Origin of the sequence: Actinomadura sp. NPDC048032 (assembly GCF_040653175.1) — a bacterium.
In the GTDB taxonomy this organism is placed as follows: Bacteria; Actinomycetota; Actinomycetes; order Streptosporangiales; family Streptosporangiaceae; genus Spirillospora; species Spirillospora verrucosospora.
This window is the reverse complement of record NZ_JBEZJP010000297.1, coordinates 1-10300: the sequence shown is the minus strand read 5'-3', so window position 1 is coordinate 10300 and position 10300 is coordinate 1. Positions and strand designations below refer to the sequence as shown.

General features: G+C 75.7%; 6 protein-coding genes. 4 read left to right on the top strand and 2 right to left on the bottom strand.

The genetic code is table 11. The features are described from left to right. Window positions 1-165: 165 nt before the first annotated feature. Window positions 166-996: an LLM class F420-dependent oxidoreductase gene (locus AB0C69_RS29660; protein ID WP_345180564.1), complete on the bottom strand. Its 831-nt coding sequence runs from the start codon at window positions 994-996 to the stop codon at window positions 166-168. A gap of 62 nt (window positions 997-1058) precedes the next feature. Between AB0C69_RS29660 and polA the strand changes: the two genes are divergently transcribed. Genes polA through AB0C69_RS29645 form a run of 3 tightly spaced genes read left to right on the top strand, consistent with a single transcriptional unit; the run spans window position 1059 to window position 5808 of the window. Next, on the top strand, window positions 1059-3692 hold the full coding sequence (gene polA / locus AB0C69_RS29655) for a DNA polymerase I (RefSeq protein WP_360358418.1): 2634 nt from the start codon (window positions 1059-1061) through the stop codon (window positions 3690-3692). A gap of 46 nt (window positions 3693-3738) precedes the next feature. Next, a complete protein-coding gene (locus tag AB0C69_RS29650; protein ID WP_360358417.1) occupies window positions 3739-4239 on the top strand; it encodes an inorganic diphosphatase in 501 nt (166 codons plus the stop codon). A 12-nt stretch (window positions 4240-4251) separates the two neighbouring features. After that, on the top strand, window positions 4252-5808 hold the full coding sequence (locus AB0C69_RS29645) for an FAD-dependent monooxygenase (protein WP_360358416.1): 1557 nt from the start codon (window positions 4252-4254) through the stop codon (window positions 5806-5808). Here the strand turns inward: AB0C69_RS29645 and AB0C69_RS29640 are convergent. Then, window positions 5805-7283 carry an NAD(P)/FAD-dependent oxidoreductase gene (locus AB0C69_RS29640; RefSeq protein WP_360358415.1) on the bottom strand — a complete coding sequence of 493 codons (1479 nt, stop codon included), beginning with the start codon at window positions 7281-7283 and terminating at the stop codon, window positions 5805-5807. The genes AB0C69_RS29645 and AB0C69_RS29640 overlap by 4 nt on opposite strands. 79 nt (window positions 7284-7362) lie before the next feature. On the opposite strand from AB0C69_RS29640, the gene AB0C69_RS29635 reads away from it, so the two are divergent. Further along, the gene (locus AB0C69_RS29635; protein ID WP_360358414.1) at window positions 7363-10203 is read left to right on the top strand and encodes a hypothetical protein; all 2841 of its coding nucleotides are present in this window, start codon (window positions 7363-7365) and stop codon (window positions 10201-10203) included. Window positions 10204-10300 lie beyond the last annotated feature (97 nt).

The window sequence follows — 10300 nt, the reverse complement described above, 5'->3', positions numbered from 1 at the left end:
CGCTGGGAGCCGTCTCAGCGGTATCTTGGCGGCGCAAACCATCGACCCTCTTGAAGGACCCGTCACACCGAGGGACGCGCCCGGCCCCGGGCGCGTCCCTCGCCATGTCCGCCCGGCCTGCGCGAGGCCGGCCAGAGCGGCGTCTCGGTCAGAGCAGTGCCTCGGTCAGAGCAGTGCCTCGGCGATCGACCGCAGGGCGGGACGGGGATCGCCGCCGGGCTCGGTCAGCACCTGGACGGCGACGTTGTCGGCCCCGGCCTCCAGGTGGGCCTCCAGCCGCGCGGCGACCGCCGCCGCGTCGCCGTGCGCGACCAGCGCGTCCACGAGCGCGTCGCTGCCGCCGCCCGCGAAGTCGTCGGCGGTGAACCCCAGCCGCTCGAAGCTGGCGACGTAGTTGCGCAGGGCGAGGTAGCGGGCCAGGGTCTCCCTGGCGATCGCGCGGGCGCGCACCGGATCGGGGTCGAGCACGACCTTCTGCTCCGGCGCCAGCAGCGGACCCGCCCCCAGGATCTCCCGCGCCGACCGGGTGTGCTCGGGCGTGGTCAGGTACGGGTGGGCGCCCGCGGCGCGCTCGGCCGCCAGCCGCAGCACCCGCGGCCCCAGCGCGGCGAGGACCCGGCCTTCCACGGGGACGTTCCCGGCGTCCAGCCGGTCGAGGTAGTCCACGATCGTCTCGTACGGGCTGCGGTACCCCTCGTTCCGCTCCCGGTGGCCGATGCCGGCGCCCAGCAGGAACCGGCCGCCGTGCGCGTCGTTCAGCCGGTGGTAGGCCGCGGCGGCCTCCTCGGCCGGCGTGCTCCACATGTTCACGATGCCGGTGGCGACCACGATGCGGCCGGTCGCGGCCAGGAGCCGCCCGGCGATGTCCGGATCGGCCGGCGAGCCCCCGATCCAGACCGTGCCGTAGCCGAGTTCCTCCACGTCCCGGGCCAGGTCCGGGCTCAGCTGGGGCCAGGGGAGCCAGATCCCGAGCCGTCCGAGTTCGATCTTGGTCATGCCGCCCCCAACACCTCCGCCGCCGGTTTCATGCCCATGCCCCGGGTGCCAGGATGTGACACATGACGGACCGGCCCCGCCTGCTGCTCCTGGACGGCCACTCACTGGCCTACCGGGCGTTCTACGCGCTGCCGGTCGAGAACTTCACCACCACCTCCGGGCAGCCGACCAACGTCGTGTACGGCTTCGCGAACATGCTCGCCAACGTGCTGCGGGACGAGCGCCCCACCCACGCGGCCGTCGCGTTCGACGTCTCCCGGCAGACGTTCCGCACCGAGGCGTTCCCCGAGTACAAGGCCACCCGGTCGCGGTCGCCGAGCGAGTTCGGCAGCCAGCTTCCGGTCCTGGACCGGCTGCTCGCCGCGATGAGCGTGCCGGTGCTGCGGGCGCCCGGCTACGAGGCCGACGACGTCATCGCGACCCTGGCGACGGCGGCGGAGGCGGACGGCATGGACGTCCTGATCGTCACCGGCGACCGGGACGTGCTCCAGCTCGTCAGCGACGACGTCACCGTCCTGTACTTCTACCGGACGGCGTCGGAGATGATCCGGTACACGCCCGGCGCGGTGCGGGAGCGGTACGGGCTGACCCCGGCGCAGTACCCCGACTTCGCGGCGCTGCGCGGCGACCCGTCCGACAACCTGCCGAGCATCCCCGGCATCGGGGAGAAGACCGCCGCCAGGTGGGTCCGCGACTACGGGTCGCTCGACGCCCTGCTGGAGCACGCCGGCGAGGTCAAGGGCAAGGCGGGGGAGAAGCTGCGCGCCGCCGCCGGGACCGTCGCGCTGAACCGGCGGCTGACCGAGCTCGTCCGCGACCTGGACCTCCCGGTGGGGCCCGCCGACCTGCGGCGGCGCCCGTACGACCTGGCGGCCTTCACCTCCCTGCTCGACGAGCTGGAGTTCCGCAACGCCAGCATCAGGCAGCGCCTGTTCGCGGCGAACCCGGGCGGCGGGCGCCCTCCGCCCGACGCCGAGCCGGAGCCCGTCCAGGGGCGGGAGCTCGGGCCCGGCGAGCTGGCCGGCTGGCTGGGGACGCACGCCACCGGCCTGACCGGGCTGGCGGCCGACCACACCTGGACGCGCGGCGCGGGAGACGTCGAACGGATCGCGCTGGCCACCGGCGACGGGAACGCGGCGTCGTTCGAGCCGTCCGGCCTCACCCCCGGGGACGAGCGGGCCTTCGCCGCCTGGCTGGCCGACCCCGGCCGGCCCAAGGCGCTGCACGACGTGAAGTCGCTGCTGCGCGTGTTCGGCGAGCGCGGCTGGCGGCTCGAAGGGATCGCCACCGACACCGCGATGGCCGCCTACCTCCTGCTGCCGGGGCTGGCCGCCTACGGGATCGCCGACCTCGCGGGCCGCCACCTCGGGCGCCGCCCGTCCGACGAGGGCGCGGCCGGGCTGATGGCGGCCGCCCGCACCGTCCTCGACCTCGCCGGCGTGTTCGCCGCCGACCTGGCGTCCACGGGCATGGACGAGGTCCTGCGGGACGTCGAGCTGCCGCTCTCGCGCCTGCTCGCCCGCGCCGAGCGCGCCGGCGTGCACGTCGACGCGGAGCTGCTGCGCGAGCTGGAGCGGTACTTCTCCGAGGGGATGGAGCGCGCCGCCGACGAGGCCGCGCGGATCGCCGGGCGCCGCTTCAACCCCGCCTCGACCAAGCAGCTCCAGGAGGTGCTGTTCGGCGAGCTCGACCTGCCCAGGACCAAGAAGATCAAGTCGGGGTACTCCACCGACGTGGACGCGCTGACCTGGCTCGCCACCCGGACCGGCAACGGCCTGCCGCAGGTCCTGCTGCGCCACCGCGACCAGGCGCGGCTGCGCTCCACGGTCACCGGGCTCATCCGGGAGATCGGCGCCGACGGCCGCATCCACACCGACTTCCAGCAGACCGTCGCCGCGACCGGCCGGCTCAGCTCCGCCGACCCCAACCTGCAGGTCATCCCCGTCCGGACGGAGGAGGGGCGGCGCATCCGCCGCGCGTTCACCCCCGGCGAGGGCTACGAGTCGCTGATGACGGCCGACTACGGGCAGCTCGAACTGCGCGTCATGGCGCACCTCTCGCAGGATCCCACGCTCCTTGCGGCGTTCGAGTCCGGCGAGGACCTGCACACCACGATGGCCGCGCGGGTCTTCGGCGCCCGCCCGCAGGACGTCACCCCGGACATGCGCCGCAAGATCAAGGCGATGTCGTACGGGCTGGCCTACGGGCTGTCGGCGTTCGGCCTGGCCAGGCAGCTCGGCATCCCGGTGGCCGAGGCGCGCCCGCTGATGGACGCCTACTTCGAGCGGCTCGGCGGCGTCCGCGACTACCTCGACCACGTCGTCGCCGAGGCCCGGGCCACCGGCTACACCCGCACGATCCTCGGCCGCCGCCGCTACCTGCCCCACCTGAACAGCGACGACCGGCGGCGGCGCGAGACGGCCGAGCGGATGGCGCTCAACGCCCCGGTGCAGGGCTCCGCCGCGGACATCGTCAAGATCGCGATGCTGCGGGTGGACGAGGCGCTCACCGCCGCGGGGCTGGCCAGCCGCCTGCTGCTCCAGGTCCACGACGAGATCGTCCTGGAGGTGGCGCCCGGCGAGGCCGGCGCGGTGCGGGAGATCGTCCGCACCGGGATGACGACGGCCTACCCGCTCGCGGTCGGCCTGGAGGTCGCCATCGGCGCCGGCACCGACTGGAACGCCGCCGCCCACTGACGTGGCGGGGGCGACTCGTGGGTAGTGCTCCCTTCGGGGAGGTTTCATGGAGATCGACATGATCGTCGAGATTCCTCGGGGATCGCGTAACAAGTACGAGATGGACCAGCGGCTCGGCCGCATCCGGCTCGACCGGATGCTGTTCACCTCGACGCAGTACCCGGTGGACTACGGCTACATCCCGGACACGTGGGCCGAGGACGGGAGCCCGCTCGACGCGATGGTGATGCTGGAGGAGCCCACCTTCCCCGGATGCGTGGTCAGGGTGCGCAGCGTCGGGGTGTTCTGGATGCACGACGAGGGCGGCCCCGACGCCAAGATCCTCACCGTGCCGGCCGGGGACGTCCGCTACGCCGGGATCCGCGACCTGCCGGACGTCCACCGGCACGTCCTCGACGAGATCGCGCACTTCTTCGACATCTACAAGAGCCTGGAGCCCGGCAAGGGCACCGACGTGCGCGGCTGGCAGGACCGGGAGGTCGCCGACCGGACGATCGAGCGGGCCGCCGAGCGCGCCCGGGAGGTGGCCGGGAACGCCGCGACGTGATCGGGTGGACGTGTGACGGACAGCGAACCGGTCGTCGTCGTGGGCGCGGGACCCGTCGGCCTGGTCACGGCGCTGCTGCTGGCGCGGCACGGCGTGCCGTGCGTGGTGCTGGAGGCCGCCGCCCGCCGCGACCCGTCCGGGTCCCGGGCGATCTGCTTCCAGCGGGACGTCCTCGACGTGCTCGACCGGGTGGGGTGCGCCGAAGCGATGATCGCCCGCGGCGTGACGTGGACGACCGGCCGCACCTACCACCGCGGGGACGAGCTGTTCGCCGTCACCTTCCCCGACGCGGGGCGCAGCGCCGTGCCGCCCTGGATCAACATCTCCCAGGCGGAGGTCGAGGCGCGGCTGCGGGAGCTGGCCGCGGCGGAACCGCTGGTGGAGGTCCGGTACGGGCATCGCGTCACCGGTGTGAGCCAGGACGGCGACGGCGTCGAGGCCCGCTCCGGCGGCGCCGCAGGGGAAACCGTGCGCGGCACCCATCTGGTCGGCGCGGACGGCGGGCACAGCGCCGTCCGGGAGCTGCTCGGCATCGGCTTCCCCGGCCGCACCTTCACCGACCGGTTCCTCATCTGCGACATCCGGGCGGACCTGCCGTTCCCGAGCGAGCGGCGGTTCTTCTTCGACCCCGAGTGGAACCCCGGGCGCCAGGTCCTGGTCCACCAGTGCCCGGACCGGACGTGGCGCATCGACTGGCAGGTCCCCGCCGACCACGACCTCGACGCCGAGCGCAGGTCGGGCGCGCTGGACGCCCGCATCCGCCGGATCACCGGGGACGTCCCGTACGAGATCGTGTGGGCCACCGTGTACCGGTTCCACGAGCGGGTCGCGGCGGCGTTCGCGTCCGGCCGCGCGTTCCTGGCCGGGGACGCCGCCCACGTCTACGCGCCGTTCGGCGCCCGCGGCCTGAACTCCGGCGTGCAGGACGCCGAGAACCTCGCCTGGAAGCTCGCGTTCGTCCGGCACGGCTGGGCCCCGCCCGCGCTGCTGCGCAGCTACGACGCCGAGCGCCGGGCCGCCGCCGGGGAGAACCTGCGGGTGACCACGCGCACGATGGAGTTCCTCGTCCCGCGGACCCCGCGGCAGAGGGCCCGGCGGCTGGAGTCCCTGGAGGCCGCCCGGACGCACCCGGACCCCCGCGCGATCATCGACTCGGGCAGGCTCGCCGAACCGTTCTGGTACCTGGACTCGCCGCTGACGACCCCGGCCGGGCCGGTGGGGGACTTCCCGCGCGGTCCCGGCGCCGTCCGCCCGCCGCTGCCGGGCGTCCTCTGCCCGGACGGGCCGTGCGTCGTGGACGGGGAACCGACCCGGCTGCGCCGCCTGTTCGGCAGGCGGTTCGTGGTCCTCACCCAGGGCGGGCGCGCCGAGAGGCTGCCGACCGACGTCCCCCACCAGATCCACGCCCTGGAATCCATCGACACCGAAGGGGTGCTGCGGACGGCCCTGCGGGCGGGCCCGGACACGGTGCACATCGTCCGGCCGGACGGTCACCTGGCCGCCGTGCTGCCGGTCTACGACCCTGCCGCGGCGGTGGCGGCCCTTCACCGCGCCTGCGGGCGCTCCTAATCGGCGTCCAGCACGGCGCGGGCCGCGTTGTGGCCCGGGATCCCGCTGACGCCTCCGCCCCGTCTGGCGCCCGCCCCGCACACCAGCACGCGAGGGTGCTCGGTCTCGACGCCCCACCGCCCGCGTTCCCCGGCCTTCTCCGCGAACGGCCACGACAGGTCGCGGTGGAAGATGTGGCCGCCCGGGAGGGCGACCGCGTTCTCCAGGTCGACGGGCGTCTTGGCCTCCAGGCACGGCGTGCCGTCCGGGGCGCGGAGGAGGCAGTCCTCGATCGGTTCGGCGAGCACCGTGTCGAAGGACGCCAGCGTCGCGCGCAGCGCCGCCGCGCGCGAGCCTTCGGGGTCCGCCCGGAACAGCCGCGCCGGCATGTGCAGGCCGAACAGCGTCAGGGTGTGCGCCCCGGCCTCCCGCAGCTCCGGCCCGAGAATGGACGGGTCGGTCAGCGAATGGCAGTACACCTCGGCGGGCGGGACGGACGGGATGCGGCCGTCGCGGGCCTCGCGGTAGGCCGTGTCGAGCTGCCTCCGGCCCTCGTTGATGTGGAAGGTGCCCGCGAACGCCTCCTCCGGCCGGACGGACGGGTCGCGCAGCCGGGGCAGCCGCGAGAGCACCATGTTCACCTTGAGCTGCGACCCCTCGGCCGAACCCTCCCGCGGCATGTTGACCAGCACCCACCTGGCCGAGACGGCGTGCTCGGCGCCGTCGGCGTCCCGGAAGGTCACCTCCCCGGCCGGGTCGACGTGCAGGACCTCCATGCCGGAGCGCAGCTCGGCCCCGGCCGCGCGGGCGGCGTCGGCCAGGGCCCCGGTCACCGCGCCCATGCCGCCGACGGGCACGTTCCAGTCGCCGGTCCCGTTCCCGACGACGTGGTAGAGGAGGCACCGGTTGGCCAGCAGGGAGGGATCGGAGGTGTCGGCGAACGTGCCGATCAGCGCGTCGGTGAGGACGACGCCGCGCACGGTGTCGTCGGTGAAGCGCTCGTCCACGACGTCCCCGACGGGCCGCTCGAACAGGTCGCGCCACGCCTCCCGGTCGTCCACCGCGTCCCGGAGCTCGGCGCGGTCGCGCAGCGGCTCCAGCAGGGTCGGCGCGACGCGCTCGGCGACGTGCCCGGCCATCGCGTAGAACCTCCGCCAGGCGCCGGCGTCGCCCCTGAGGGAGGCGGCCGTCCGCGCGGGGTCCCCGTTGTCGATCAGCAGGCCGCCGTCGCCGACCGGCGTGTACGAGGCGAACCGCCGTCCGCGCAGCTCGACGCGCAGGCCGAGGTCCCGGACGATCCGCGACGGCAGCAGGCTCACCAGGTAGGAGTACCGCGAGAGCCGCGCGTCCACGCCGGGGAAGACGCGCGCGGAGACCGCCAGCCCGCCGAAGTGCCCGAGCCGTTCCAGCACCAGCACCCGCCTGCCGGCGCGCGCCAGGTAGGCGGCCGCGACCAGGCCGTTGTGCCCGCCGCCCGCGATGATCACGTCGTACATGACCACAGGGAACCATACGGGCCGCCGGATGCGGGGAAATCCGTTGGCCGGTGCGGGCTCCCGGAGGATGATGGGGCGAATGAAGATCCGGCTTTCTGGGGGTGTGGTGGCGTCCGGGCGCCATGCCTGGATCGCCCGTCCCTCCGGACCGCGGAGGCTGCTGGACGGGGCGGACGCGCACCCGGGGACGCCCGTCGCTCTCGGCCCCGAGGAGGCGCCGGCGGAGGACGCGGCGAACGCTGTCCGGGAACTGTCGCTGCTCGTCGCCGACGGGGGCGCCGTCGCGGCGGGAGCGGGCGTCGATCTCGGCGCCGGGTTCCGCTCCGCGCGGCTGGAGGGGGCGCGCGGGGACCAGCGGGACGCGGTCCTGGCCGCGCTGCGGGCGGTCGGCCTCCACGGCGCGCACCGCCTCGGCGACCGGGCCGGGGTGCTCGTCGCGCTCTTCGGGCCCGCGGTCACCAGGCGGGTCGGCGCGGCCGCCGGGCGGGCCGCCGAGGAGGGGCGCTGGGCGGCGCTGCACCTGGCGTCCGCGGCCAGCGACGTCCTCGGACCCGAGCAGCTCGAACAGGTGCTCGCCCTGGAGGCGCCCGAAGGCGTCGACCTCACCCCAGGCGGATCGCCGTCCGTGCTCGCGGGGTACCTGCGGCAGGTGCTCGGGGCGGTGCCCGCGCCCCGCAGGCTCGCGCTGATCCTGGACCTGTGGGAGCGGGTCGCCGAGCACCGGACCGGGCTGGCCCGCCGGGAGGCGCGGCTGGCGACGCAGAGCCGCCGCGACCGGGTCGCCGACCTGCGCAAGCGCCGCCGCCACGACGACGACGAGCACATCCTGTGGCAGGTGCGCATGGACCTGGAGGACGAGCAGCCCTCGCTCGCCGACATCGCGCGCTGGACCCCCGGCCGCTGGTACTGGCACGAGCGCCTCCAGCGCGTCTTCGCGGACGCGATCGCCGCCACCGCGCTGCTCCGGACCGCCGCGGCGGTCGCCGACCACGGCCTGGAGGACGGCCTTGGGCGGTCGGCCCCGGTGCTGCGCGCGGCCGCGTCCCTGATGCCCGACTGGGCCGCCGGGAAGGCGGCACGGCGCGTGCCGGGGCTGACCGGCCTCCCCACGCGTCCCGGCGCCTACGTCCGCGACCTCGCGCGCAGGCTGGACGCCGCCCGGCCGATGGACGCCAAGTTCGCCGCCTATGTCAGACCGCGGCTGGCCTGCGCCCGCGACTTCGCGCTCGTCATCGTCGAGGACATCGGACGGGTGATGGGCGACATGGTCGGGACCCACGACGCCCTGCTGCGCGAGTGGTCGCCCAGCCTGGAGAGCTGGCGGGAGGCGGCCGGGTACGACCGTCCTCCCGCCGAGTGGGACGGCATCCTGCCGTGGAGCGGGCCGATGCTGGGCGACACCGAGCCGCTGCGCCGCAGGCTCACCCCCGAGCAGGACCCGGCGACCGTGGAGACCGCCGCCGACCTGCTCTGGTACGTCGACCTGATCGACGCCCTCGCCCGGTTGCACGGGCACGAGCGGGCCCAGCCCGCCCCGGGCACCGGCGATCCCTGGTTCGTCCACGACCCGCCGCCGGTCGTCGAGCCGCTGACCCCGCGCCTCGACTCGCTCATGGGCGCCGTCTCCGGCGCGGCGCAGCTGGTCGCGCTCGGCGGCGTCCCGCCCCGGGCGCCCCGCACGTGGGCGGCCCTCACCGCGGGCCTGGCGTCGGCGACCGCGATCGCCGAGGCCCTCACCGGCGACTTCGCCGTCCCCGCGCCGCTCGCCGCCCTGGACGGCGCGGCCGTCCCCGGGACCCGCCTCCGGCTCAAGATCGGCCGCAGTGCCCGGGACGTCGCCGAATGGGCGGACTACATGGGCAACTGCATCGCGGGACCGGCCTACGTCGAGGAGGCCAGGGCAGGCCGCAGCGGCCTCGCGGGCCTCTACGACGCCGACGGCCTGCTGGTCGCGAACGCGGAGCTGATGCCGCTGCGTCCCGCGTCACGGGGCTGGCGCGTCAGCGAGATCGCGGCGAGGTTCAACGACCCGCCGGACGAGACCCTCGAACAGCGCTTCCGCGCGTGGGTCGCCGCGATCCCGGGCGCCGTCGAGGACGAGGCCCCGCAGGCGCCGGAGGAGCTCCCGCCGTCCCGGCCGGCGAGGCGGCGCGCTGCGCCCCGCCTCGTCGAGGAGGCCGGTCCCGCCCTCGGCGAGCTCGCGGTCCGCTCGTGGGCGAGGGCCGCCCCGGAGGCGCTCGACGTCCTCGCCGCCGTGGCCGGGACCGGGCCGGACGCCGCGCTCGCCCGGCTGCGCCGCTTCGGCGGCCCGCAGCTCACCGGCGCCGTCGGCCGCGCCCTGGACGAGGGCGCCACCGATCTGGTCCGGCTCTGGACGGCCTCCGGCCACCGCCCCCTGCGCTCCGCGCTCGACGCCCTCGACCCGGCGCTGCGCGACCGCTACGACCAGCTCCCGCTGCTGCTCGGCGAGCCGCCGCTGCCGAAGACGCTGCGCAGGCTCGTCAAGCTCCCCGCCGTCGCCGACGCGTACTCCCTCGACCTGGTGGCGCGCCGCGTCCGCCGTGCGATCGGGGCGCTCGCCCTCCAGGACGACCCGGTCATCGCCCGCGCCTTCGCCAAGCCGACGGCCGCGCAGCCGCTGTGCGCGCTGGCGGTCGCCACCACCTGCGCCGCGCCGGACACCGGCCTCGTCCCCGTGACGCCGCCGCGCACCACCACCGTCCCCGGCTACCCCGCCACGACGCTGGAGGACGAGGAGGGCCCCTGGCAGCGCGCCCTGCCCGCCGCCCGCGAGCTGGGCGCCGACACCGCCGTGTTCTGGGACGAGATCGCCGAGCACGGACTCCGCGTCCCGGCGTCATGGCTGGCGCACGGCGGCTGGGCGGCGCTCTGGTCCCGCGCCCACACCCACCGCCGCTGACCCGCGGCCCCTCGCGTCGTGATCGAGCCGCCGGCCAGGCCGCGCTCGCCGAACAGGCGCACGTCCAGCAGCGAGGCGTCCCGGCGGCGCAGGTCCC

Excerpts from the sequence above, each read along its gene's own strand:
- AB0C69_RS29660 (WP_345180564.1), bottom strand. The coding sequence starts at position 996 with ATGACCAAGATCGAACTCGGACGGCTCGGGATCTGGCTCCCCTGGCCC.
- polA (WP_360358418.1), top strand. The coding sequence starts at position 1,059 with ATGACGGACCGGCCCCGCCTGCTGCTCCTGGACGGCCACTCACTGGCC.
- AB0C69_RS29640 (WP_360358415.1), bottom strand. The coding sequence starts at position 7,283 with ATGTACGACGTGATCATCGCGGGCGGCGGGCACAACGGCCTGGTCGCG.
- AB0C69_RS29635 (WP_360358414.1), top strand. The coding sequence starts at position 7,363 with ATGAAGATCCGGCTTTCTGGGGGTGTGGTGGCGTCCGGGCGCCATGCC.
- AB0C69_RS29650 (WP_360358417.1), top strand. The coding sequence starts at position 3,739 with ATGGAGATCGACATGATCGTCGAGATTCCTCGGGGATCGCGTAACAAG.